Origin of the sequence: Bradyrhizobium sp. WYCCWR 12699 (assembly GCF_032144035.1) — a bacterium.
Lineage (GTDB): Bacteria > Pseudomonadota > Alphaproteobacteria > Rhizobiales > Xanthobacteraceae > Bradyrhizobium.
The window spans coordinates 258,293-280,989 of record NZ_JAVTJN010000039.1 but is presented as its reverse complement, the minus strand read 5'-3'; the positions used below and the strand labels follow the sequence as shown (position 1 = coordinate 280,989).

At 65.4% G+C, this 22,697-nt stretch carries 23 protein-coding genes; 9 read left to right on the top strand and 14 right to left on the bottom strand.

The genetic code is table 11. The annotated features are described in order from the left end of the window. Positions 1–152 precede the first annotated feature (152 nt). The gene (locus RPS27_RS32180; protein WP_212068346.1) at positions 153–2,012 is read right to left on the bottom strand and encodes a D-alanyl-D-alanine carboxypeptidase; all 1,860 of its coding nucleotides are present in this window, start codon (positions 2,010–2,012) and stop codon (positions 153–155) included. Between the two features lie 387 nt (positions 2,013–2,399). On the opposite strand from RPS27_RS32180, the gene RPS27_RS32175 reads away from it, so the two are divergent. Beyond that, the gene (locus tag RPS27_RS32175) at positions 2,400–2,738 is read left to right on the top strand and encodes a phasin family protein (protein ID WP_194407648.1); all 339 of its coding nucleotides are present in this window, start codon (positions 2,400–2,402) and stop codon (positions 2,736–2,738) included. 78 nt (positions 2,739–2,816) lie between these two features. On the opposite strand, the gene RPS27_RS32170 is transcribed toward RPS27_RS32175, so the two are convergent. Then, complete coding sequence (locus tag RPS27_RS32170) at positions 2,817–4,169, bottom strand: pilus assembly protein (RefSeq protein WP_211416636.1); 1,353 nt, start codon at positions 4,167–4,169, stop codon at positions 2,817–2,819. Positions 4,170–4,644: 475 nt separating this feature from the next. Between RPS27_RS32170 and clpS the strand changes: the two genes are divergently transcribed. After that, positions 4,645–4,977 (top strand): ATP-dependent Clp protease adapter ClpS, encoded by a 333-nt coding sequence (gene clpS / locus RPS27_RS32165; RefSeq protein ID WP_212068345.1) that lies wholly within the window; start codon positions 4,645–4,647, stop codon positions 4,975–4,977. Positions 4,978–5,261: 284 nt separating this feature from the next. After that, the gene (gene clpA, locus RPS27_RS32160; protein ID WP_194407650.1) at positions 5,262–7,670 is read left to right on the top strand and encodes an ATP-dependent Clp protease ATP-binding subunit ClpA; all 2,409 of its coding nucleotides are present in this window, start codon (positions 5,262–5,264) and stop codon (positions 7,668–7,670) included. Positions 7,671–7,739: 69 nt separating this feature from the next. On the opposite strand, the gene RPS27_RS32155 is transcribed toward clpA, so the two are convergent. From RPS27_RS32155 to RPS27_RS32130, 6 genes are all read right to left on the bottom strand, one after another. Next, positions 7,740–8,198: a translation initiation factor 2 gene (locus tag RPS27_RS32155; protein WP_212068344.1), complete on the bottom strand. Its 459-nt coding sequence runs from the start codon at positions 8,196–8,198 to the stop codon at positions 7,740–7,742. 130 nt (positions 8,199–8,328) lie between these two features. Next, positions 8,329–9,750 carry an MFS transporter gene (locus RPS27_RS32150; protein WP_212068343.1) on the bottom strand — a complete coding sequence of 474 codons (1,422 nt, stop codon included), beginning with the start codon at positions 9,748–9,750 and terminating at the stop codon, positions 8,329–8,331. A gap of 132 nt (positions 9,751–9,882) precedes the next feature. After that, positions 9,883–10,044 (bottom strand): hypothetical protein, encoded by a 162-nt coding sequence (locus tag RPS27_RS32145; protein ID WP_212068342.1) that lies wholly within the window; start codon positions 10,042–10,044, stop codon positions 9,883–9,885. A gap of 67 nt (positions 10,045–10,111) precedes the next feature. After that, the gene (locus tag RPS27_RS32140) at positions 10,112–11,137 is read right to left on the bottom strand and encodes an aldo/keto reductase (RefSeq protein ID WP_212068341.1); all 1,026 of its coding nucleotides are present in this window, start codon (positions 11,135–11,137) and stop codon (positions 10,112–10,114) included. Between the two features lie 114 nt (positions 11,138–11,251). Next, a complete protein-coding gene (locus RPS27_RS32135; RefSeq protein WP_194407655.1) occupies positions 11,252–11,488 on the bottom strand; it encodes a hypothetical protein in 237 nt (78 codons plus the stop codon). Positions 11,489–11,579: 91 nt separating this feature from the next. Next, positions 11,580–12,536, bottom strand: a complete 957-nt coding sequence (locus RPS27_RS32130) for a helix-turn-helix domain-containing protein (protein WP_212068340.1) — start codon at positions 12,534–12,536, stop codon at positions 11,580–11,582. 190 nt (positions 12,537–12,726) lie between these two features. On the opposite strand from RPS27_RS32130, the gene RPS27_RS32125 reads away from it, so the two are divergent. Together RPS27_RS32125 and RPS27_RS32120 are read left to right on the top strand one after the other, a co-directional pair. Further along, the gene (locus RPS27_RS32125; RefSeq protein ID WP_212068339.1) at positions 12,727–13,743 is read left to right on the top strand and encodes a carbon-nitrogen hydrolase family protein; all 1,017 of its coding nucleotides are present in this window, start codon (positions 12,727–12,729) and stop codon (positions 13,741–13,743) included. A 28-nt stretch (positions 13,744–13,771) separates the two neighbouring features. Next, positions 13,772–14,812 (top strand): phenylacetaldoxime dehydratase family protein, encoded by a 1,041-nt coding sequence (locus RPS27_RS32120; protein WP_212068437.1) that lies wholly within the window; start codon positions 13,772–13,774, stop codon positions 14,810–14,812. Here RPS27_RS32120 and RPS27_RS32115 read toward each other — a convergent pair. Continuing rightward, on the bottom strand, positions 14,809–15,447 hold the full coding sequence (locus RPS27_RS32115) for an HAD family hydrolase (protein ID WP_212068338.1): 639 nt from the start codon (positions 15,445–15,447) through the stop codon (positions 14,809–14,811). The two genes, RPS27_RS32120 and RPS27_RS32115, sit on opposite strands and share 4 nt — an antisense overlap. A 70-nt stretch (positions 15,448–15,517) precedes the next feature. Next, positions 15,518–16,552, bottom strand: coding sequence for a TRAP transporter substrate-binding protein (locus RPS27_RS32110; protein WP_212068337.1), 1,035 nt, complete (start codon positions 16,550–16,552; stop codon positions 15,518–15,520). 129 nt (positions 16,553–16,681) lie between these two features. On the opposite strand from RPS27_RS32110, the gene RPS27_RS32105 reads away from it, so the two are divergent. The 4 genes from RPS27_RS32105 (at position 16,682) to tsaA (ending at position 19,368) form a co-directional block, all read left to right on the top strand. Beyond that, a complete protein-coding gene (locus RPS27_RS32105) occupies positions 16,682–17,611 on the top strand; it encodes a lytic transglycosylase domain-containing protein (RefSeq protein WP_212068436.1) in 930 nt (309 codons plus the stop codon). Between the two features lie 145 nt (positions 17,612–17,756). Then, positions 17,757–18,497, top strand: coding sequence for an AzlC family ABC transporter permease (locus tag RPS27_RS32100; protein WP_212068336.1), 741 nt, complete (start codon positions 17,757–17,759; stop codon positions 18,495–18,497). Then, positions 18,494–18,844, top strand: a complete 351-nt coding sequence (locus RPS27_RS32095; protein ID WP_194407662.1) for an AzlD domain-containing protein — start codon at positions 18,494–18,496, stop codon at positions 18,842–18,844. Before RPS27_RS32100 ends, RPS27_RS32095 begins: the two co-directional genes overlap by 4 nt. Positions 18,845–18,876: 32 nt before the next feature. Next, positions 18,877–19,368: a tRNA (N6-threonylcarbamoyladenosine(37)-N6)-methyltransferase TrmO gene (gene tsaA, locus RPS27_RS32090; protein WP_194407663.1), complete on the top strand. Its 492-nt coding sequence runs from the start codon at positions 18,877–18,879 to the stop codon at positions 19,366–19,368. Positions 19,369–19,413: 45 nt separating this feature from the next. Here the strand turns inward: tsaA and RPS27_RS32085 are convergent, their stop codons facing one another. From RPS27_RS32085 to RPS27_RS32070, 4 genes are all read right to left on the bottom strand, one after another. Next, the gene (locus RPS27_RS32085; protein WP_212068335.1) at positions 19,414–19,839 is read right to left on the bottom strand and encodes an HIT family protein; all 426 of its coding nucleotides are present in this window, start codon (positions 19,837–19,839) and stop codon (positions 19,414–19,416) included. Positions 19,840–19,892: 53 nt separating this feature from the next. Next, positions 19,893–21,134: a GNAT family N-acetyltransferase gene (locus tag RPS27_RS32080; RefSeq protein WP_212068334.1), complete on the bottom strand. Its 1,242-nt coding sequence runs from the start codon at positions 21,132–21,134 to the stop codon at positions 19,893–19,895. A 164-nt stretch (positions 21,135–21,298) separates the two neighbouring features. Then, a complete protein-coding gene (locus RPS27_RS32075; protein ID WP_211416663.1) occupies positions 21,299–22,045 on the bottom strand; it encodes a glycerophosphodiester phosphodiesterase in 747 nt (248 codons plus the stop codon). A gap of 6 nt (positions 22,046–22,051) precedes the next feature. Next, positions 22,052–22,519 carry a RidA family protein gene (locus RPS27_RS32070; RefSeq protein ID WP_018321130.1) on the bottom strand — a complete coding sequence of 156 codons (468 nt, stop codon included), beginning with the start codon at positions 22,517–22,519 and terminating at the stop codon, positions 22,052–22,054. Positions 22,520–22,697 lie beyond the last annotated feature (178 nt).

The window sequence follows — 22,697 nt, the reverse complement described above, 5'->3', positions numbered from 1 at the left end:
TGGTCGATCCCTTGAGCAAAGTTTTAACCGTAAATTCTTGACGAGAGGTTGTCGCGGAACAGCCTTGTCGAGACTGTGCCCGCATCGACACATCGCCAAAACGAAAATGCCCGCGCAAGCGCGGGCATTTCGTCTGGAACGGGGGGAGGAGATCAGTTGCGGACGGTGATGCAGGAGATCTCGGCGCGCTTCAGGGTGCGGCAGACCGCTTCGGCCTGGTCGCGCTCGAGGCCGGCGAAGCGGGCGCGGTAGAGCTTGCGATTGTCCTTGGCGACGACCTCGGTGAACGGATCGGCCTTGCTGAGCAGGCCGCGGGCCGAGCTGCGCGCGGCGTCGATACGCTGCTGGGCTTCGTTCTCGCTCTCGAGCGCGCCGACCTGGACGATCCAGCCGCTGTGGGTGACGGCGGGCTTGGTGGTGGCGCTCATCTGGACCGGCATCGGATCGGCGGAGGCGAGCTTCGGAGCGGCAGGGGCAGGGGTATGGGCGGGCGCGGCGGCCGTTGCGGCCGGCAGCACGCCGAGGATCCCATTGCCGGTGCCGAAGCCGGCCGGCTGCCGCGGCAGCTCGGTGCGGGCCATGTCTGCCTTCGGCGCTTCCGGATGGCTGACGATCTCGGGCTTGTTGATGAGATCGGCCCGGGCGACGACGGCGCCTGAGGTTTCCGCGACCTCGGAACGGGACGAAATGGCGTTGGTGACCGGCGGGGCGACCTGGACCGAGGCGGGCGCGGCGGAGGCGACCTTCACGGCGCCGGCCTTGACCTGAACCGTCTTGACCCGGACCGGCTTCATCGGCTCGGACGAGCCGGGGATGAGGGAGAGCGGCTGGCTCGAGATCACGCCATTGGTGAGCGGCGCGGGCTCGATCTTGGATTCCGTCGGCCGAACCTCGGGCTTACTGGCTTCCGGCTTGTGCGGTGCGGGCGGCACCGCGGCCGTCGCGGCGGCAAGCGTCGACAGGCGGGCAGCGAGACGGGACGGGGCCGACTCGGGAGCAGGGGCCGCAGCCTGGACCGGTGCAGCGGGCCGGACCGGTGCAGTATCCGAGGCGTCAGCAACATCGGTCGCGGTGTCGGCAGCGTTGCGCTCGGTGACCGCGACGACGGTGTGAGTGGTCGCGCCCTTCTCGAGATTTTCCGCGAGCAGGTTGCGCATGATGGCATCGCGCGAGCCGCCGCTGCGGCCGCCGAGCACGACGCCGATCAGATGGCGGTTGCCGCGGCGCATCGAGGTGACGAGGTTAAAGCCGGAGGCGCGGGTGTAGCCGGTCTTGATGCCGTCCACGCCCTCGACGCTGCCGAGCAGGTGATTGTGATTGCGGATCGACTGTCCACGCCAGTTGAAGGTGGAGGTCGCGAAATACCGATAATAGCGCGGAAAGCGCTCCTGGATGGCGCGGCCGAGCGTGGCCTGGTCACGCGCGGTCGTGACCTGCTCGTCGTTGGGAAGGCCGTTGGCGTTGCGGTACACCGTCCTGGACATGCCGAGCGCGCGCGCCTTGCGCGTCATCATCTGGGCAAAGTCGTCCTCGTCGCCGGCGATCGCTTCCGCGATCACCACTGCGGCGTCGTTCGCGGAGCGGGTGACGAGACCCTTGATCGCGTCCTCGACGCGGATGGTCTGGCCGGCTCGCAGGTTCAGCTTGGTCGGATCCTGGTCGGCGGCGTGCTGGGACACCGGCATCTCGGTGTCGAGCTTCATCTTGCCGGACTCGAGGCGCTCGAACAGCAGATAGAGCGTCATGATCTTGGTCAGCGAAGCGGGGTGACGGATCCCGTCGGGGCTCGTTGCTTGCAGCACCGAGCCGGAATTGCCGTCGACGATGATGGACGCGAATTTCGGGCTCGAGCTCTCGGACACATCGCGCTGCACCCGATGGTGCGCGTAGTGGCGGCGGTGGCGCCGTGCCTCGGCGGCATCGGTGGTGAAGATGACCGCGGTCGTGACCGTAAGAAGCCCGAAAACGCCAACCCGCGCCAAGCGCGAGGAAGACAAGTTTTTACGAAGCATGGAACCCCGTCCCCGTTTCTCAACTGATCACCGGCTCGTGAGGCGAAATTGTGCCCAATGGACCCGGGATCATTACCTGCTCAGGCTGCCCCTCCGCTGGTGTTCGCCGCGGGGGACGTTCGGCCTGAGCCGCTATTCTGGCTAAGGTGATGTTCTCAAACGGTTTTAGACCGCTTGCAGAAGCTGAACACGTCCGGGAATCAAGGTAGGGGGCCGCGGTTTCCAAAAGCTTAAGAAAGCCTTGCGGGAAACCCCGGGAATTTCCGCGATTTGCATTGGTTTTTGTGCGTCGCACAAAGATTCTTGACTTATTTGTGCATTGCACTAATAATGGGCACAGTCAGGGAGCCGGGGCTTCCGACCAAAGCCAGGGAAAAGGATTCCGAAATGTTCAAGGTTGAAGACTTTCAGAACTACGGGAAAGAGCACTTCGAGCAGTACGTCGCCTCCGCGACCTCGGTGCAGCACGGCCTTCAGGCGATCGCCAGTGCCTATGGCGACTATACGAAGAAGTCGTTCGAAGACACCAAGTCCTTCGTCGAGAAGCTTTCCGGCGTGAAGTCGCTGGACAAGGCCGTCGAAGCGCAGACCGATTTCGCCCGTTCCGCCTACGAGACCTTCGTTGCGGAATCGCAGAAGATCGCCGGCCTCTACAGCGACCTCGCCAAGCAGGCGTTCAAGCCGGTCGAGACCATCGTGTCGAAGTTCACCCCGGCCGCCCAGTAAACGTTTTTCAGGACATCCTGGAATCGAAAAGCCCGGCTGATCCAGCCGGGCTTTTTTGCGCGTAGTCGACCGGTCGGATCAGCGTGCCACGCGCAGCTTGGACAGCGAGGTGCCGATGTCCTTGAACACCGATACTGTCTGGCTGGCCGAGGTGACCAGATAGAACTTGTCGGTGCTGCTGGCGCAATATTGCAGCACGCTCGAGGTCGGATCGCTGCCGGTGTTCACCTGCACCGTGTAGATCGTGATGTTGTTGGGCTGGGCCTTGGCATTGTCGCACAGCTTCTTCTGCCGTGCGTCGATCTGCGCGGCGTTGTTGTACCAGCGGTTCTGCGTGTTGAGACCGTCGGACAGCAGCACGATCGCGTCCTTGTAGGTGTAGTTGGTGTCCTTGGCCGGCGCGTTCATGGGGTCGCCGGTCGACAGCGTCATCCATCCCCAGGCCAGGCCAATGCCCTGGTTGGTGTTGCCCGTGGGCTTCATGGCGTCGATGCGGCTCTTGAGCGCGGACCAGTCGTAGCTCAACGGCATGATCGGCTGCAGGTAGGACCAGCTGCTCGTGTTGCAGTAGGAGTACTGCTCGGCCGGGAAGAGCGTCCCCACATTGCCGTTCGTCGGCGTGGTGTTCTTGGTGTCGTAGTCCTGATCGCGATCGGCCACGCAACCGGTCCAGGTGTTGTGGTTGGCCGGCGTCCACTTCCAATTGTTGCAGTTGTTGGAGTTGCCCGACGCGCAGCTCCAGCTGCCGTTGGCGGCATCCCAATCGCTGAAATCGATCCAGCTCTTGTTGTAGTTGCTGGCGCCGACGTTGACGTCCTTGGCGAAGGGAACGATCGAGATGTAGACGTCGCCGGTATTCTTGGCGAGCGCGCTGAGTTGATCGACCAGATTCTTCGCGGCCGTCTGCATCGCCTCCATCTTGCCGTCGTTGGCCATCGAGCCGGTGTTGTCGAGCACCAGGGCTACGCGCATGCGGACGTTGCCCCAGGCGCTGGTGGACGTGGTGCCGACGTCGAGCGTCGGAAAGCCGGCGATCTTCATGAAGGTGGTCGTGTAGGTGCCGGTTCCGCTGAGCTGGATCGTTGAGCCCATGCTGGTGCTCGCCGTATAGGTGGCGGCCACGCTGACCGAGGGTAGGGCGGACGTCGCGGTAAACAGCGCGTTGAAATAGGCTTGCGCCTTCGTGCTGAGCTGCGAGGTGGTGATGGTGCCGGACGACAGATCCTTGGAAAGCATCAAAGCGGCGGAGTCGAGGGCCGCCTGCATGGACGTGCGGGCCTGGACGGCGCGGCTATAGTCGATTGCGGCACCGATGAAGCTGAGCACCGGGACCAGCGCGATCGCGAAGATCATGGCGATATTGCCTTGCTCGGCCGCTGCGAAGCGGGCGAACTGTCGACCAATCAGGCTGACGAGCGGCGAGCGAAACATGGCGAGCCCCGAAATCGGTGGTTTTGCCCGATTTGGCGCCACGCCATTGAAGACTTGGTAAATCGCACCGTAGAAGACCGGGGTATCCCGGGCGAAACGTCGCAATCGTGTTAAATGTCCTGGTTCCTGGTCAACATGTTCTAAGCAGGAGGGGCATAAATTTTTGTCAAATCGGTCCGGATTGATTAACCTTGGCAGGATCGCCCGGACCGGGAATCGGGACTGCCGTGGCCGGACTTCTAGCGCGCTTGCGGCGGGCCGGAGGCAGGCCCATATTGCTGGCGAACGATCCGGCTTGGACCGGATTTGTCGGGAGCGGCGATCCAACACGGCGGCGCGCCTGCGCCAGGCTCCGAAGGGCGGGGTCGCGCGGCGACCGCCATTCGCTTCCGTGGGGATTTTGAACGCCTGAGCCATGCCGCAATTGACTTCCAGACTCGACCCGTCCGCGCCAGCCGCTGCCTACGCTCCTCGCATGAGCAATGACGAGAACCCTTCGGGTAACCCCTCCGGTCCGAACACATCGGTCATCACCAAGGTCAAGCCCAAGACCAAGCGACCGAACCTCTACCGCGTGCTGATCCTCAACGACGACTACACGCCGATGGAGTTCGTCGTCCACGTGCTGGAGAAGTTCTTCAACAAGGACATCGAGGCGGCCACCAAGATCATGCTGCACGTCCATCACCACGGCATCGGGGAGTGCGGCGTGTTCACCTACGAGATCGCCGAGACCAAGGTGACGCAGGTGATGGATTTCGCCCGCAAGCACCAGCATCCGCTGCAATGCGTGATGGAAAAGAAGTAAACGCCGTTCGCGTTCTCGAGCGCGGTTCTGTTCGCGTGGTGTGTGTGCTGGCAGCACGTCTTGCTGCATGATCCGGTGAACATCGGCACCGGCGTCAATCCTGCCCAAATGGGTAGTTCTGCCCAAATCGGAACGGGTTTTGCATCGAAAATACCGTGGGCGTGTCGCCGCCGAGTCGCGGAACCGGTCTTTCGCCGCGGTCTTGTATAACTATATGTGACAAAGGTTGTTGTTGCCTGACCGGGCGATCACGACCATGATGATGGGGGCCATAGAGGACGCGAATGCCGACTTTTTCCCAAAGCCTTGAACAATCCCTGCATCGTGCGCTGGCGATCGCAAACGAGCGTCATCACCAATACGCGACGCTCGAGCATCTCTTGCTCTCCCTGATCGACGACTCCGATGCTGCCGCCGTCATGCGCGCCTGCAGCGTCGATCTCGACAAGCTCCGCACGAGCCTCGTCAATTACCTTGAGACCGAATTCGAGAACCTGGTGACCGATGGCGCCGACGACGCCAAGCCGACCGCCGGTTTCCAGCGCGTGATCCAGCGCGCGGTGATCCACGTGCAATCCTCCGGTCGTGAAGAGGTGACCGGCGCCAACGTGCTGATCGCGATCTTCGCAGAGCGCGAGAGCCACGCCGCGTATTTCCTGCAGGAGCAGGACATGACGCGCTATGACGCCGTCAACTACATCAGCCACGGCATCGCGAAGCGGCCGGGCGTCTCCGAGGCGCGCCCCGTTCGCGGCGTCGACGAGGAGACCGAGGCCAAGGGCAACGAGGACGCCAAGAAGAAGGGCGAGGCGCTCGAGACCTATTGCGTCAACCTCAACAAGAAGGCGCGCGACGGCAAGATCGATCCGGTGATCGGACGCAATTCCGAAATCAACCGTGCGATCCAGGTGCTGTGCCGCCGGCAGAAGAACAACCCGTTGTTTGTCGGTGAAGCCGGCGTCGGCAAGACCGCGATCGCGGAGGGCCTCGCCAAGCGCATCGTCGACAGCGAAGTGCCGGAAGTGCTGGCTGCCGCCACGGTGTTCTCGCTCGACATGGGCACGCTGCTCGCGGGCACGCGCTATCGCGGCGACTTCGAGGAGCGCCTGAAGCAGGTGCTGAAGGAGCTCGAGGCGCATCCCAACGCCATCCTGTTCATCGACGAAATCCACACCGTGATCGGTGCGGGTGCGACGTCGGGCGGGGCGATGGATGCCTCTAACCTGCTGAAGCCCGCGCTCGCCTCCGGCACCATCCGCTGCATGGGCTCGACCACCTACAAGGAATATCGCCAGCACTTCGAGAAGGACCGCGCGCTGGTGCGGCGCTTCCAGAAGATCGACATCAACGAGCCGACGGTCGAGGACGCCATCGCGATCCTCAAGGGCCTCAAGCCCTATTTCGAGGACTATCACCGGCTGAAGTACACCAACGAGGCGATCGAGGCCGCGGTGCAGCTCTCCTCGCGCTACATCCACGACCGCAAGCTGCCGGACAAGGCGATCGACGTGATCGACGAGTCGGGCGCGGCGCAGATGCTGCTGGCCGAGAACAAGCGCAAGAAGACCATCGGCATCAAGGAGATCGAGACCACGATCGCCTCGATGGCGCGGATCCCGCCGAAGAGCGTGTCGAAGGACGATGCCGAGGTTCTCAAGCATCTCGAGACGACGCTGAAGCGCACCGTGTTCGGCCAGGACAAGGCGATCGAGTCGCTCGCCGCCTCGATCAAGCTGGCGCGCGCCGGCCTGCGCGAGCCGGAGAAGCCGATCGGCTGCTATTTGTTCTCAGGTCCGACCGGCGTCGGCAAGACCGAGGTCGCCAAGCAGCTCGCGGCGTCGCTCGGCGTCGAGCTGTTGCGCTTCGACATGTCCGAGTACATGGAGCGGCACACCGTGTCGCGCCTGATCGGCGCGCCTCCCGGCTATGTCGGCTTCGACCAGGGCGGCCTGCTCACCGACGGCGTCGACCAACATCCGCACTGCGTGGTGCTGCTCGACGAAATCGAGAAAGCGCATCCCGACCTGTACAATGTGCTGCTCCAGATCATGGATCACGGCCGGCTCACTGACCACAACGGCAAGCAGGTCAACTTCCGCAACGTGATCCTGATCATGACCACGAACGCGGGTGCGTCCGATCTGGCCAAGCAGGCGTTCGGCTTCACGCGCTCGAAGCGGGAAGGCGACGACCATGAGGCGATCAACCGGCAGTTCGCGCCGGAATTCCGCAACCGCCTCGATGCCATCGTCTCGTTCGGTCATCTCAGCGTCGAGGTGATCGGCACCGTGGTCGAGAAGTTCGTGCTTCAGCTCGAAGCGCAGCTCGGCGACCGCGACGTCACCATCGAGCTGTCGGAACCGGCCAAGGCCTGGCTGGTCCAGCACGGTTACGACGAGCAGATGGGCGCGCGTCCCATGGCCCGCGTGATCCAGGAGCACATCAAGAAGCCGCTGGCCGACGAGGTGCTGTTCGGCAAGCTGAAGGGCGGCGGTCACGTCCGCGTCGTTCTGGTCAAGGACGAGGCCGACGAGACCAAGGAAAAGATCGGCTTCGAATTCGTCGAGGGCCCGGTCACGCCGAAGCAGGAGAAGCTGCCCGGCACCCGCAAGCGCCCGCCCGGCAAGTCCAAGCCGGGTGGCCCCGGCGGCTCGAAGGGGCCGACCTCCAAGGGCCCGCTGGTCAAGGCTTGATCACGAGCAATATGAATCGAGAGGCCGGCTGCGAAGCCGGCCTTTTTGTTTCCAAGGCGGAGCGTAGGCTCAGGTTCCGGCCTCTGGCGCGGCCGCTGGCGGACGCGGCTTCTTCGGCGAGGCTGGTCGCGCGCTACGGGGAGGGGCCGACGGCTGCATCGTCACGATGACCGGATTGGGCTTGTGATCGGTGGCTGCCCCGGTCGCGGCATCGACGCCCATGCCGATGACACCACCGGCGAGGAGATTGCCGGCGAAGCCGGCGGCGCCCGTGCCCGAAACCTCCTTGGTGAGTTGCACCGTCTGGGATTGATAGCCTTCCTTTTCGAAGGTGATCGTAATGTCGGCGCTACGCTTGGCGACGATGGCGCAAGGTGTTGTGCAGGTTGTCGGCACCTCAAGCCCGGTGACCACGGCTTCCACGCCTGACGGTGTCGATGAAATGCTGATGTTCTCGGTCGTGCCGCGCGTGACGGACGCGCAGCCGCCCAGCATGACGCTGAGCGCCATTATTCCCACTACACGCATGAAATGCCCCTAATTTCCCCGGCGCCTATCAAGCGCAACCGGAGCGCGAGGGCAAGAGGTCATTGGTCCGGATAGTTAAGCCACGCAGGGGTTGTGGACGGGAATGGCAGGCACCGGAGGGTGGACGCCGTCAATCGCCCCGCAAGCGCTGATCGTCCTGCACGCGGACGTGTTCGGCGCCGCGCGCGCCGGCCGGCGACAGCCGCAGCATGCTCAGGACCGCGCCGCAGAGTGCAAAGCCGACGCCGGCAAGCAGCGCCAGCCTGGTGCCCTCGACCGGATACCGTCCGAGCAGCAGCGCCACCAGCGCCGCGCCGGTGGTCTGGCCGAGCAGGCGCGCCGTGCCGAGCATGCCGCTGGCCCCGCCGGCGCGCTCGCGCGGGGCGGCGGCGATCATGGTGCGGTTGTTGGGGGTCTGGAACAGGCCGAAGCCGGCGCCCGCCAGCGCCATGCGCCAGATCACGTCGAACGGCGTCGGGGCCGCCGGCAGGAGCGCGAGCGCGCCCAGGCCGCAGGCGAACAGCGTGAGCCCGATGCCGCCGAGCAGGCCGGCCGGATAGCGCTCGACCAGGCGGCCGGCGAGCGGCGCCGCGAACGCCACCGCGATCGGCCATGGCGTGATCAGGAGGCCCATATGCACGGCCGAATAGCCGAAGCGGCTCTGGAGGTAGAAGGGGATCGCGACGAAGGCGAGCATCTGCCCGCAGAACGAGGCGATCGAGGTCGCAATCGACAGCGCGAACACCGGGATGCGCAGCAGATCGATCGGCAGCAGCGGCGAGGTCATGTGGGTTTCCCGCCAGACCAGCAGCGCGCCGGCGAGAAGAGCGATGGCGAACTGGATGAGGCAGGTGATTGCTGCCTCGCCATGACCGACGCTGTCGACCGCGGCGATGCCGACACCAAAGGTGATCGCGGACAGCCCCGCGCTCTGCCAGTCGAAGGAGCGATTGGCCGGCTTGGTGTGCGGCAGGCTGCGCAGGCCCAGCAGCAGCGTCACCGCGCCGAGCGGCACGTTGATGGCGAACAGCCAAGGCCAGCTTCCGACCGCCAGGATGCCCGCGGCGAGCGTCGGGCCGATTGCAGCCGAAAAAGCGACGACAAGCGCGTTGAGCCCGATGCCGCGGCCGAGCTGGCTGCGTGGATAGGTGAAGCGCACCAGCGCCGAATTGACGCTCATGATGCCGGCGGCGCCAAAGCCCTGGATGATGCGCGCGACCGTCAGCAGCGGCAGCGTATGCGCCAGCGCGCACAAGGCGGACGCCAGCGTGAACAGCACCAGCCCGACCAGATAGACGCGGCGATAGCCGACGATCTCGCCGAGCGAGGCCAGCGGCAGCAGCGAGATCGTGATCGCGAGCTGGTAGCCGTTGACGATCCAGATCGAGAAGGCCGGACTGGCGTCGAGGTCGGCCGCGATCGTCGGCAGCGCGACATTGGCGATGGCGCTGTCGACGACGGCCATGATGATGCCGAGCGCGATCGTCAGCACCGCCTGATTGCGCTGCGGCTGCGGCAGGCCGTCGGCGTGCTCGATGGGGGCGGACGACATGATGGAGGCGCGGTTGATTCGAGCCGTGATTCATCTCCGAATAGGAAATTGCCGGATCGACGGCAACCCGTCAGGATACCGCCAGTTCCCGTAACGGCGCGGCAAACATGGCTCTGGACGGCCTCCGCGGCCTTACCAACGAGCGGTCGATTTTCCGAAGATATAGAGCGCGACGAGGCCGAACGTGACGGCCGTCGAGACAACGAGCACGGCGCGATCCCAGTCGATCCGCTGCCGCTCGGCGCGGTTGAAATTGAGGATCATGAACAGGGCCTTCATGGCAAATCGGCGCATCGGCGGCCTCGCGAGGGCCGCAGAATGTCACGGCCGACGCAAGCGGGCTTGATGCAGCTCAAGCGTCCTACACGGCCGGCGGATTGCGGTCGGTGAAGGTCGTGCGCTGGTGCCAGTAGGGATAGGGCAGCGTCACCTTGCTCGCCGCATCGAGCTTTGCGATCTGGTCCTTGGTCAGGGACCAGCCGACCGCGCCGAGATTTTCGCGGAGCTGCGTATCGTTGCGCGCGCCGATGATCAGCGTCGAGACGGTTGGGCGCTGCAGCAGCCAGTTCAGCGCGATCTGCGACACGCTCTTGCCCGTTTCCTTCGCGACCTCGTCGATGGCGTCGACGACACGATAAACGTGCTCGTCAGGCACCGGCGGGCCGAACTCGGCGGTCTTGGGCAGGCGGCTCACTTCAGGCTTAGGCTGGCCCCGGCGGATCTTGCCGGTGAGGCGGCCCCACCCGAGCGGCGACCAGACCACGGCGCCGAGCCCCTGGTCGAGGCCGAGCGGCATCAGCTCCCATTCGTAGTCGCGCCCGATCAGTGAATAATAGGTCTGGTTGGCGACGTAGCGCGGAAAGCCGTGCTTGTCGGCAAGTGCGAGCGACTTCATCAGGTGCCAGCCCGAGAAATTGGAAACGCCGACATAGCGGATCTTGCCGGCGCGCACGAGCACGTCGAGCGTCGAGAGCACCTCCTCGGGCGGCGTGAAGGCGTCGAAGCCGTGAAGCTGAAAGAGATCGATGTAGTCGGTGCCGAGCCGGCGCAGCGAAGCGTCGATGGCGGTGAGCAGATGCTGCCGTGACGAGCCGATGTCGTTGGGACCATCGCCGAAGCGGAAGGTGGCCTTGGTCGAGATCAGCACCTTGTCGCGGCGGCCCTTGATGGCTTCGCCGAGCACGCGCTCGGATTCGCCGAGCGAATAGACATTCGCTGTGTCGAACATCGACACGCCGGCCTCGAGGCAGATGTCGAGCAGGCGCCGCGCTTCGGTCGCGTCCGTCGTTCCCCACGCAGCGAGGCGGCCGACGCCGCCGAAGGTGCCGGTGCCAAGGCTCAAGGCGGGCACCATGAGGCCTGATCGGCCCAAGCGTCGGTATTCCATCGATATGCTCCTCGGCTGGCTGCTGATTGATCGATGCGGCCTTGCACCGAGGTTAGCGCAAGCGGGCGGCTTGTCCTATCACGGACGCACATGGCGGCCTTGCTCGGGAGCGGCCTAGTCGTGCTGAAGCATGTCGGCGAATGCGGCATCGACGATGCGTGGGCCGGTGATCCCGGCCGGTGGCCGCGCCTCGCTTGCCGCTGCGACAGTCGCATTGCAGGCGAGGGCGTCGTTGCGCGCCTGCCGCGGCAGCAGCGTCAAGCCGAAGGCCACCACGACCAGCACCGCGAGCCGGATCGCGATCACGCTCAGCAGCAGCTCCGATCCGCTTATCGTGGCGTGCATCCTCATACGGACAGCCTGAGCCACACAGGCTCACAAGACAATCTGGATTTGGCGAGCGCTGCCTTCGCTCAAGGCGAAGGCTCGCGAAGATGGCAGCTCAATGCCGCAACTGGCTTTGCCGGAAGTCGCGCGGCGACATGCCAAAGTGCTCGCGGAAGACGCGGCCGAAATGCGAGAGGTCGTTGAAGCCCCAGGCGAAGGCGATCTCGCTGATATGGCGATGGACGAGCATGGGCGAGGTGAGGTCGCGCCGGCATTGGGCGAGCCGCTCGGCGAGGACGAAGCGTTGGAACGAGGTCTCTTCGTCGGCGAGAAGGTCGTTCACGTAGCGCGGCGACATGCCGAGCGCGGTCGCGGTCTCCGACAATGAAAGGTCGGGATCGGCGAGATGGGCGCGGACATGCGCCTTGAGCCGGTAGATCAGCGCGGAGCGGTGGGTCGAGGACGGCAGCGACGTCCTGCCAAGCCGCTCGCTCAGCGCCATCGCGAGCAGATCGACGGCCTGCTCCGACAACGCGGCGGCGTTGTCGGATGCGAGGCGGTCGGCGTTCTGGCAAAGCCGGAAGATGAAATCATAGGCGAGCCGCTCGAGCGGTGCCTCGGTGCCGAACGTCATCGCGGTCAGCGTCTCGGTGCCACTGATCCGGCGCTGCAACATCTCGCGCGGCACCTTGAAGATGGTTTGCGTGAAGGGATCGTTGAACTTCAGCTCATAGGGGCGCGTGGTGTCATAGAGTGCAAACTCGCCGGGATGAATCACGGTTTCGCGACCGTCCTGCACCACGCCGCCGTCGCCGCGATGGCCGAGCGCCATCAGGACGAAGTCCTGATCCGAGCGCGCAATGCGGGAGGGCGTGCGGAACACATGCTGGCGATCGGAGCAGACCTCTGAGCACACCGCCTTGCCGAGCGACGCCTGCGTGACCGAGCCGCGAAAGGCGCTGCCGAGATCGGACTTGCAGTCGAGCCCGACGAACACGTCGCAGACGATGTCCTGCCAGAGGGCGAGCCGCCGATAGCCCGGGCTGCCGTCCGTCGTGAACTGGATTGCCATCTGGACAGCCTCCCTTTCGCATCCAGCAAGATCGCGGGGCTCCAGCCTGCCCGGAGGCAAATCCCGTACCGGCCGGCGGTCCCTTCCCAGTCGAGTTTTTGTTCCGCCGTGGTCGAGCGCCCGGTCGCCAAGCTTGGCCCAATAGACTGCATCGGAGACGGTTTCCGATCAACCGGCAAGGGAGGCGGCAATGGGCATCGAACATCCGAAATACAAGGTCGCGGTGGTGCAGGCGGCGCCGGCCTGGCTCGATCTCGACGCCTCCATCGACAAATCGGTCGCCCTGATCAGGGAGGCCGCCGAGAAGGGCGCCAAGCTGATCGCCTTTCCCGAGGCTTTCATCCCCGGTTACCCCTGGCATATCTGGATGGACTCGCCGGCCTGGGCGATCGGCCGCGGCTTCGTGCAGCGCTATTTCGACAATTCGCTGGCCTATGACAGCCCGCAGGCCGAACGCTTGCGCGATGCCGTACGCAAGGCAAAGCTCACCGCCGTGATCGGCCTGTCCGAGCGCGACGGCGGCAGCCTCTATCTGGCGCAATGGCTGATCGGGCCCGATGGCGAGACCATCGCTAAGCGCCGCAAGCTGCGGCCGACCCACGCCGAGCGTACCGTCTATGGCGAGGGCGACGGCAGCGATCTCGCGGTCCATGCGCGGGCCGACATCGGCCGTCTCGGTGCGCTGTGCTGCTGGGAGCATCTGCAGCCGCTGTCGAAATACGCGATGTATGCCCAGAACGAGCAGGTGCATGTTGCAGCCTGGCCCAGCTTCTCGCTCTACGATCCCTTTGCCCCGGCGCTGGGGGCCGAGGTCAACAACGCCGCCTCGCGCGTCTACGCGGTGGAGGGCTCCTGCTTCGTCCTGGCGCCCTGCGCGACGGTCTCGCAGGCGATGATCGACGAGCTCTGCGACCGGCCGGACAAGCATGCGCTGCTCCATGCCGGCGGCGGCTTTGCCGCGATCTACGGCCCTGACGGCAGCCAGATCGGCGACAAGCTGGCGCCGGACCAGGAGGGGCTGCTGATTGCCGAGATCGATCTCGGCGCCATCGGCATCGCCAAGAACGCGGCGGATCCGGCCGGGCATTACTCGCGCCCCGACGTGACGCGGCTGCTGCTCAACAGGAAGCGATATCAGCGCGTCGAGCAGTTCGCGTTGCCGGCCGATACCGTTGAGCCCGCGGACATTGCCGCGGCGGCGAGCTGATCACGGTGATCGAGGGGAGGGCACGATGATGGAATCCGCAATTCCCGCACATCTCGAAACCACGCGCACGCGCCACAAGCGCGTGCCTGACGATTACCAGCCGCCTTATCCGTCCTTCGCGGCACGCTACAAGCCGGCCGTGAGCCGCGTCGTGATGGCTTATTTCGGCGTGCAGTCTCGCGGCACGGCGCCCGTGGCCGCGACGGAGGCGCTTGCAGACATAGCGAGGCGGTTTGCGGCGGAAGACGGGCCCTCGCATTGGGACCGCGCGCACTATGTCGATCAGGCCGGGTATGAGACCATCGTCTCGGTGGGCTATTGGGATGACCTCGCGCGCTTCGACGCCTGGTTCGAACCGGCGCGCGAGGCCTGGACCGGACAGCAGCGCGAGGGCATCGGCACATTCATCGAGGTGTTGCGCCCCTCGGTCGAGCGGCACGAGACGCTGTTCTCCTCGCCCGACCGGCCCGAGGGTGTCGCGGTGGTTGCCGAGGGCATGAGCGGCGAGGTGCAGGAGCACGCCTATTGGGGCGGCATGCGTGATCGCATTCCGCTCTCGCAGGTCGATCCGATGTCGCCGGCCGGCCATCCCGAGCTGATCCGCGACGGCGGGCGGCTACGCGTAAAGGCGCACGACAATCTCTGCCTGATCCGTTCGGGACAGGACTGGAGCGATACCGAAGCGTCGGAACGCAAGCTCTACCTTGACGACGTCGAACCGGTGCTGCGCGAGGGCATGGATTTCCTGCGCGACGATGGAATTGCGATCGGCTGCTATGCCAACCGCTACATGCGCGTGCTCTCGGCCGAAGGAAGCATGAGCGAAAAGTCCTACGGCCAGAGCTGGTGGAAGAGTCTGGCGGCGCTCGAACGCTGGGCGGAGTCGCATCCGACTCACGTGAAGATCTTCGGCGCGGCGATGAAGTATCTGTCGACGCTCGGGCCTTCAGCAAGATTGCGGCTCTATCACGAGGTCACGGTAGCGGCTGCGGACGAGCAGTTCTTCGAATATCTGAACTGCCACGCGAAGACCGGTATGCTGGCGGCGGTCGAGACCGTCGTCGCCTAGGTGACGCAATGGCCGAGCAGTTCGGGATGCGCGGCGCAGATGTGATGCGCGCCGGCGTCCTTAAGCTCGGCCTCGCTGCCATAACCATAGAGCACGCCGATCGCGGTCATGCCGTTGGTGCGGGCGCCAATGACGTCGTGGCTGCGGTCGCCGATCATGATGGCGTTGGCGGGATCGATCCTGGTCTCGTCCAGCGCATAACGGAGCAGGTCGCGCTTGTCGACGCGCGTGCCGTCGAGCTCGGAGCCGAACACGTACTCGAAGTAGGGCTTCAGGCCGAAATGATCGACGATGCGCCTGGCGTAGACTGCGGGCTTGCTGGTGGCGACAAACATGCGCTGGTTGGTCGCGGCGATCGTCGTCAAGGTATCCACGATGCCGGCATAGGCTTCGTTCTCGAACAGGCCGATATCGGAAAAGCGCTCGCGATAGAGCAGCAGGGCGCGGTCAGCGAGCTCGTCGGTTCCGGTCAGCTTCTTCAGGCTGGCATGCAGCGGCGGCCCGATGCACCAGGTCAGCTCGTCCTCGCTCGGCACCGCGACGTCCAGCCGTTCCAGCGCGTACTGGATCGAGCGGGTAATCCCGGGCTTCGGGTTCGTGAGCGTGCCGTCGAGATCGAAGAAGATTGTCGCCATGCCGCCGGGGTCCATGGTTGATGCTGCGCCGTTGCTAGTGGGATCGGCTTTCAAGTCAAGAGCGGATGCGTCATTGCTGCCGGGCCCATTGGGCGATCGCGGCGGCGTCCGCGCCGGTCTTCGCCTCCCAGTCGGCGACCGTGGCCGTTGCCGCCTTCCGGAGCGCGGCGAGGAGGGATTGCGGCGCCGGTTCGGCGATGGTGACGCCGTTGTCGCGCATGCGCGCATAATTCTCGGAAGTGCGGTGGGCCAATAGTGCGAACTGGCTTTGCTCGGTCTCGGCGGCCGCGGCCAGCACCTCGCGCTGCATCGGTTCGGACAGTTCGGCGAAGGCGTCGCTGCGGACGAACGCGATCGAGACCGGCATCGCGTAGTTGATGGCCGTGAAGTGCGGCAGGAAGTCCCAGAGCTTGCGCCCCGCGCCGCCGTCGCCGGAGGTGAGGAACGCGTTCAGGCGATGCTCCTTCAGCCCCGCGAGAGCGGCGTCCATCGGCAGGAACTGTGCATTGGCGCCGGCCGCGCGCATGACCGCGCTGGAATTGGCGTCATAGGCCCGCAAATTGAGCGTCGGCAGGTCGTCGGCGCCCTGGAGCGCGCGCTCCGACCACAGGCCTGTGGCGGGCCAGATCGTCAGATAGAGCAATTTGAGGCCGCGCGCCGCCAGCGCCTTCTCGTAGAGCGGACGTGCCCGCAGATTGGTGGCGCGGGCAAGCTCGACCGACTGCACGAGGAAGGGCAGGGTGGACAATCCGAGCACCGGGTCGATGCCGGAGAGCGCGCCCGCGAACGCATCGCCGCCGGCGATCCGGCCATCGAGCGCGGCGCGCGGCATCTCGCCCGAATTGATCTTGAGCTTGTTGTCGAAGTTGTTGGCCACGGTCACGAAACCGTGGGTGCGTTCGAAAACGCGGCTGGCAAAGGTCGCAAGCCCAATCCCGGAGATGTTATTCTCAGGGTATTCCGTGGTCATTTGCCAGGTGACTTTGGCGGCCACCTCGGCGAGGGCCGGCGCGACATTCAGGACCAGCGCGATCCAGGCGAAGACGACAATGCAGCGGATCCGTTTGGCGGGGGAGTGCATTGGAAGAGGCAGGTCAGGCAGCATCGATTGGCAACTCGTCGAACCATGGCACCATGCCACAGCATGGCAGATCATCTTGTCGCATGCCGCGCCCGCGCGCGCCACCGCCATGCCTGCTCGCAATGGGTGCAGATTGCAGGGGGGATCGTCACCATGCTGCTCGTCGCAGCGTCACAGGTTGCGGCGTCGGACAGCTCACCCGAAAAGTCTGACGCTGCCGTTCCCGGCGTCGAAGAGCCCGCGAAGCCGCCGGAGAAGTCCGACGCGCGCGAGAGCGATACGCGGGAGTCGATCTGCCTGATCGTGGAGGCGGCGGCGCGCGACGCCAATCTGCCGCTGGAATTCTTCGCCCGGGTGATCTGGCAGGAGAGCCGTTTCCAGGCCGACGCGGTCGGTCCCACAACGCGCAGTGGCGAGCACGCCCAGGGCATCGCGCAGTTCATGCCGGGCACCGCGAGCGAGCGCGGGCTGCTCAATCCGTTCAATCCGGTGCAGGCGCTGCCGAAGTCGGCGGAGTTCTTGAGCGAGCTGCGCAATCAGTTCGGCAATCTCGGCCTTGCCGCTGCGGCCTACAATGCCGGCCCGCGCCGGGTGCAGGAATGGCTCGCCGGTACCGGCGCGATGCCGGAGCAGACCCGCAACTACGTCTACGCCATCACGGGCACGAGCGTCGATGCCTGGGCCAAGGCAGGGGCGACCGGCAAGGGGCCGCCGAGCTCACCGCCGACGAGCTGCCGCGATCTGATGGCGCTGCTCAAGCGTGCGCCGAATGCCTTCGTCGCCGAGCTCGAGCAGCATGTCGAGCTTGCGGCCGCGAAGGCCTGGGGCGTCCAGCTCGCCGCCGGCTTCGACCGCAACAGGGCGCTGGCGATGTATTCCCGCGCCGTCACGCGTCTCAGTTCGGTGATCGGCGAGCGCGATCCAAGCCTGTTGTCGTCGGTGATGCGCAGCCGCGGCACGCGCGCGTTCTATCAGGTGCGGATCGGTGCGGATACGCGCAGTGAGGCGGATGATCTGTGTAGCCGGATCCGCAAGGCGGGCGGGGCCTGCTTCGTGCTGAAGAACAAGGGTGTCGCGGGGTAACTCCGCTCGTCATTCCGAGGCGCGCCCCGGAGCGACGGCGGTGGGTGTCGGAACAGCGCATGCCAGCCCCGCCGTGCCCTTCCTTGACGCGAGCCGTCGTCTTGCCCGTTATGCAGGCTCGATTCCGCAACCCGGCCAGACTTCCGTGGCGCTCCCTCCGCTCGATTCACCGCACTGGAATAGCCCTTGGCTCGCCTTCGGCTGGGGCCTGCGCTCGATCACGCAGACGATCCTCACCCTCGTGCTGTTCGCGACCTATCTGGGCATCGGCGCGCTGGCCCATGACACCCATTTCAGCCTGCTCTGGGCGCTGTGCTCGACGCTGTTCGTCTGGGCGGGGCCGGCGCAGATCATCCTAATCACCACGCTCGGCTCGGGCGCCACCATCATTCAGTCGGCGATCGCGGTGACCGTCAGCGCGATCCGCTTGTTCCCAATGGTCGTCTCGGTGCTGCCGCTGATGCGCACGCCGACCACCAAGCGGCGCGAGCTGGTGTTTGCCGCACATCTCACGGCTGTGACGCTGTGGGTCGAATGCCATCGTTTCCTGCCGCTTGTGCCGCGCGAGCGGCGGATCGCCTTCGTCAACGGACTTGGCTTCGGTCTGGTCTCGGTGTGCCTCACCGCCAACACGGTCGGCTATTTCCTCGCTGCAAACCTGACGCAGACGCTTGGCGCGGCGATCCTGTTGCTGACACCTCTGTCGTTCCTGTTCTCGACCGCGCGCAACAGTCGCGAGGCCGCCGATGTCGTCGCGCTGACGCTCGGGGTTCTGCTCTATCCGCTGGCCGCGAAGATGAACTCCGGCCTCGACATTCTCGTCAGCGGGCTCGTCGCCGGCACCATCGCCTACGGCGTGCATTGGTGGCGGGAGGTGCGCGCATGAGCTACGCGCAGCTCATCGGCGACTGGCAGGCGCTCGTCGTGCTGTTCGTCGCCGGCGTCGTTCCCAACCAGATCTGGCGTATGCTGGGCCTGTGGTTCGGCGGCGGCATCGACGAGGGCTCCGAGCTGCTGGTCTGGGTGCGGGCGGTCGCCACCGCGATCCTCGCCGGCGTCATCGCGCAGATCGTGGTCGAACCGCCGGGCGCGCTCGCCGGCGTGCCTGATGTCCTGCGCTATGGTGCGGTGGCCGCCGGCCTCGTCGCCTTCCTGCTGACGCGCCGCTCGATCTTCGCGGGCGTCGTGACCGGTGAAGTCTTCATGCTGGCCGGCACGTGGTGGTTAGGCTAAAACCGCCGGCGAACAGCCAAGGAACAGGAAATATGGTTCGCGAACAGGAGCTCCGCGAGGGCGAGGTCGCCATCGAGCTGCCACCGACGCAGGATGCCGGTCTCGTCTTCATCGGCCGTATCCGCACGCCCTGGACATCGCGGCTGGAGACGCCGCGGCAGGGACGTCAGGACGGGCCGATCTGCCGCCTCGAGATCTTCGAGCCGTTCGTGCCGGCCATCAAGGGCGTCGATTTCTACAGCAATCTCGAAGTGCTCTACTGGCTCGACCAGTCGCGCCGCGACATCATCCTGCAGAGCCCGAAGAACAACGAGAAGACCCGCGGCACCTTTTCTCTGCGCTCACCGGTGCGGCCGAATCCGATCGGCACGTCGATCGTGAAGCTGGTCGGTATCGAGGGCAACACCATCCTGGTGCGCGGTCTCGATTGCATCGACAACACGCCGCTGATCGACATCAAGCCGGATCGGTGCGAATTCACGCCGCTGGCGGCGCCGCAGAAGGGTGATTTCGAGACGGAGTAGGCTGCCATTCCGGGCTCGCGACTTCGTCGCGCCCAGCAATGACGATCAGCCCTTCAACGCCGCGATCAGCTTGGCGGCGTGCTCTTCCAGCACCTTGTTCTCTTCCTTGCGGCTGGCGGGCGGCAGCATCGCGACGCCGTCATGGCGGGGCATCACGTGCATGTGGAGGTGAAACACCACCTGGCCGCCGGCGGGTTCGTTGAATTGCTGCACGGTGATGCCGGCGGCGTTGAAGGCCTTCATCGCCGCCGCTGCGATCCTATGCGCGCCGCGGGCGACATGGGCGTAATCGTCCGGCTTGATGTCGAGGATGTTGCGGGCAGGGGCCTTCGGGATCACCAACGTGTGGCCGGGGACGCGCGGCATGATGTCGAGGAAGGCGAAGACGTGCTCGTCCTCGTACACCTTGTAGCAGGGCAGCTCGCCGCGCAGGATCTTTGCGAAGATATTGTTGGTGTCGTAGGTGGTCATGGCGGCGGCTCCTCGAACAATTTGCGCTTACTGTCACCAGCCAAGGTGAACCGTCAAGGCGCCTCGTCGATGCCCTTGCGGAACGGGCCGAGCTCGGCAAGCTCGCGGCCGGCCTCGGCGACATAGGCGCGCTCGCGCTTGAGATAATCGTCGATCGCGCGGCGCAGGCCGGGATCGGCGATGAAGTGGGCGGAGTGGGTGGTGCGCGGCAGGTAGCCGCGCGCGATCTTGTGCTCGCCTTGCGCGCCGGCCTCGACATGCGTGAGGCCGCGCTGGATGGCGAAGTCGATCGCCTGGTAATAGCAGACCTCGAAATGCAGGAATGGATGATGCTCGACCGCGCCCCAGTTGCGGCCGAACAGCGTGTCCGAGCCGATGAAGTTGATCGCGCCGGCGATCCAGCGATCGTTGCGGCGGGCCATCACCAGCAGCACGTCCTCTGCCATGGTCTCGCCGATCAACGAGAAGAATTCCCGCGTCAGATAAGGCCGGCCCCATTTGCGCGAGCCGGTCTCCATGTAGAACATGAAGAACGCGTCCCAGGCATCCTCGGTGATGTCTTTGCCCGTGAGCCAGTGGATCGTGACGCCCGAGGCGAGCGCATCGCGCCGCTCGCGCTTGATCGACTTGCGGTGCCGCGAGTTCAGCGTGGCCAGGAAAGCGTCGAAGTCCGCAAAGCCCTCATTGTGCCAGTGGAACTGCTGGTCGGTCCGCTGCAGGAAGCCGTGCTCGGCGAGCAGCTTCCACTCGGCCTCGCGCGCGAAGGTGACATGGACCGAGGAGGCCTTGCTGACGCCGCACAGCGCTATGAGGCCACTCGCCAGCGCGTCCATGATGCGCTCGCGGTCGACGCCGTCGCGGACCAGCAGCCGCGGGCCCGTCGCCGGGGTGAAGGGAACCGAGACCTGGAGCTTCGGATAATAGCGTCCGCCGGCGCGCTCATAGGCGTCGGCCCAGCCGCGGTCGAAGACGTACTCGCCTCGGGAATGCGATTTCAGATAGCAGGGCACAACACCGGCGACGCGGCCATCGATCTTGGCCACGAGATGCCGCGGGCCCCAGCCGGTGCGGATCGTCGCCGAACCTGATTTCTCGACGGCGGAGAGAAATGCGTGGGAGACGAAGGGGTTATAGGCGGGTTTTAAGAGATCGAGGGAATCGCCTGGGAGAGCGGATGAGGTGCCTTTGCCAGCCCCACGGCACCGTCCGGCGGGATTGGCGCAGGCGTCCCAATCCTCCGGTGACACGTGGTCAATCGACGGTACTGCCTCGAGCGTGATTTCGGATGATGCCATCGACCCCCAAGATCGTGCATTGCAGCAGCGACTTCAAGGGGGTGGGGAGGCACGCTCTCGCTGCAGAGCCGGTGCCCATTTCTCCCCGCTCGCATGCTGGCCCTGGATCCCGGCTCTGCGCAGCAACGCTACGCGTCGCCGCTTGTCCGGGACACGCGCAAGGCCTACGGCACGAACCCCTCGAAAATCATCTGGTCCGCATACTGCCCGACCCGGGTCCGTTGCTCGCCGGTCCGCACCGTCCATCCCAACAGGGCGCAGCCGAAGACGTTGCGGGCGATCCAAGGGGCGGGGGCCGGAAGGTCATCGACCCGGAAGGCCACGAAATGGGGCTGGGTCCGAAAGCCGTGGCGCAGATAGAGCATGCTGTCGCGCTGCTCTTGGGTCAGCTTGGCCCAGTAGTCGTCCTCATAGGTCCGCTGCGCGACGATGCCGCGCGGGCGGGAGGGCAGCAGCTCGCGCAGCGCCTGCACCTGGTCGGGATCGAAGGACATGCCGACGGCTGGCCCGTCATAGGACACCAGCACCTCGGCCATCCGCTTCACCAGCTTGCGGTCGCCGCCAAAATGGCTCTTCACCTCGATCACCAGCGGCACGCGGCCGGCGACGAGGGCGCAGAGGTCGGACAGCGACATCATGCGCTCGTCCGTATCCCTGAACTTGACGGCCTTCAGCTCGGCGGCGGTCTTCGACACGACCTCGCCGGTGGCCTCGGTGAGGCGGCCGAGCGCATGGTCGTGATGCACCATGGCCTCGCCGTCGGCGGAAAGCTGGATGTCGACCTCGATCGAGAAATTGCCCGCGATCGCAGCTTGCACCGCGCCCGGCATATTCTCGACGATGCCGCGGGAGATGTCGTGCAGGCCGCGATGGGCGACCGGCCGGGCCGTCAGCCAATCAGGAGCGCGCATTTTCCGTCAGGCGACCTCGAACACGCCATCGACCTCGACCGCCGCATCGGCGGGCAGCGAGGCGACGCCGACGGTGGTGCGGGCATGGCGGCCCTTGTCACCGAAGGCCGCGACCATCAGGTCGGAGGCGCCGTTGAGCACCTTCGGCCCGTCCAGGAAGTCCGGCGCCGAGTTGATGAAGCCGCCGAGACGCACCACGCGCACCACCTTGTCGAGATCGCCGAGCGCCGCCTTGACCTGGGCCAGCAGGTTCACCGCACAGCCGCGTGCGGCCGCCGCGCCGTCCTCGATGGAGACGCCGGCACCCAGCTTGCCCTTTGCGATCAGCTTGCCGGCGGGATCGAAACAGACCTGGCCGGAGACGAACAGCAGATTGCCGGTGCGCACGAACGGGACGTAATTGGCGACGGGGGTGGGGGCTTCGTGCAACTTGATGCCCTGTTCCGCCAGCTTCTGCTCGACCGTGCCCGCCATGTCCGACCTCGTTGTCCAAAATCAATCGCCCCGGCGCGTCCGCAAGGCGGCCGGGCGCGCCCTGTTTCGCCCATTGGGCCGCTACATGCAAGCAACCCGCAAGAAGATGCTTTGGCCCGCGGCGAGGCGGCAGGTTCAACGCCAGGGCAGCAACTTTACGTGAAACGGCCTCAGTTGC

Bases quoted from the DNA above. Each gene is read 5' to 3' on its own strand.
- RPS27_RS32180 (WP_212068346.1), bottom strand. From the start codon at position 2,012: ATGCTTCGTAAAAACTTGTCTTCCTCGCGCTTGGCGCGGGTTGGCGTT.
- RPS27_RS32175 (WP_194407648.1), top strand. From the start codon at position 2,400: ATGTTCAAGGTTGAAGACTTTCAGAACTACGGGAAAGAGCACTTCGAG.
- RPS27_RS32170 (WP_211416636.1), bottom strand. From the start codon at position 4,169: ATGTTTCGCTCGCCGCTCGTCAGCCTGATTGGTCGACAGTTCGCCCGC.
- clpS (WP_212068345.1), top strand. From the start codon at position 4,645: ATGAGCAATGACGAGAACCCTTCGGGTAACCCCTCCGGTCCGAACACA.
- clpA (WP_194407650.1), top strand. From the start codon at position 5,262: ATGCCGACTTTTTCCCAAAGCCTTGAACAATCCCTGCATCGTGCGCTG.
- RPS27_RS32155 (WP_212068344.1), bottom strand. From the start codon at position 8,198: ATGCGTGTAGTGGGAATAATGGCGCTCAGCGTCATGCTGGGCGGCTGC.
- RPS27_RS32150 (WP_212068343.1), bottom strand. From the start codon at position 9,750: ATGTCGTCCGCCCCCATCGAGCACGCCGACGGCCTGCCGCAGCCGCAG.
- RPS27_RS32145 (WP_212068342.1), bottom strand. From the start codon at position 10,044: ATGCGCCGATTTGCCATGAAGGCCCTGTTCATGATCCTCAATTTCAAC.
- RPS27_RS32140 (WP_212068341.1), bottom strand. From the start codon at position 11,137: ATGGAATACCGACGCTTGGGCCGATCAGGCCTCATGGTGCCCGCCTTG.
- RPS27_RS32135 (WP_194407655.1), bottom strand. From the start codon at position 11,488: ATGAGGATGCACGCCACGATAAGCGGATCGGAGCTGCTGCTGAGCGTG.
- RPS27_RS32130 (WP_212068340.1), bottom strand. From the start codon at position 12,536: ATGGCAATCCAGTTCACGACGGACGGCAGCCCGGGCTATCGGCGGCTC.
- RPS27_RS32125 (WP_212068339.1), top strand. From the start codon at position 12,727: ATGGGCATCGAACATCCGAAATACAAGGTCGCGGTGGTGCAGGCGGCG.
- RPS27_RS32120 (WP_212068437.1), top strand. From the start codon at position 13,772: ATGGAATCCGCAATTCCCGCACATCTCGAAACCACGCGCACGCGCCAC.
- RPS27_RS32115 (WP_212068338.1), bottom strand. From the start codon at position 15,447: ATGGCGACAATCTTCTTCGATCTCGACGGCACGCTCACGAACCCGAAG.
- RPS27_RS32110 (WP_212068337.1), bottom strand. From the start codon at position 16,552: ATGCTGCCTGACCTGCCTCTTCCAATGCACTCCCCCGCCAAACGGATC.
- RPS27_RS32105 (WP_212068436.1), top strand. From the start codon at position 16,682: ATGCTGCTCGTCGCAGCGTCACAGGTTGCGGCGTCGGACAGCTCACCC.
- RPS27_RS32095 (WP_194407662.1), top strand. From the start codon at position 18,494: ATGAGCTACGCGCAGCTCATCGGCGACTGGCAGGCGCTCGTCGTGCTG.
- tsaA (WP_194407663.1), top strand. From the start codon at position 18,877: ATGGTTCGCGAACAGGAGCTCCGCGAGGGCGAGGTCGCCATCGAGCTG.
- RPS27_RS32085 (WP_212068335.1), bottom strand. From the start codon at position 19,839: ATGACCACCTACGACACCAACAATATCTTCGCAAAGATCCTGCGCGGC.
- RPS27_RS32080 (WP_212068334.1), bottom strand. From the start codon at position 21,134: ATGGCATCATCCGAAATCACGCTCGAGGCAGTACCGTCGATTGACCAC.
- RPS27_RS32075 (WP_211416663.1), bottom strand. From the start codon at position 22,045: ATGCGCGCTCCTGATTGGCTGACGGCCCGGCCGGTCGCCCATCGCGGC.
- RPS27_RS32070 (WP_018321130.1), bottom strand. From the start codon at position 22,519: ATGGCGGGCACGGTCGAGCAGAAGCTGGCGGAACAGGGCATCAAGTTG.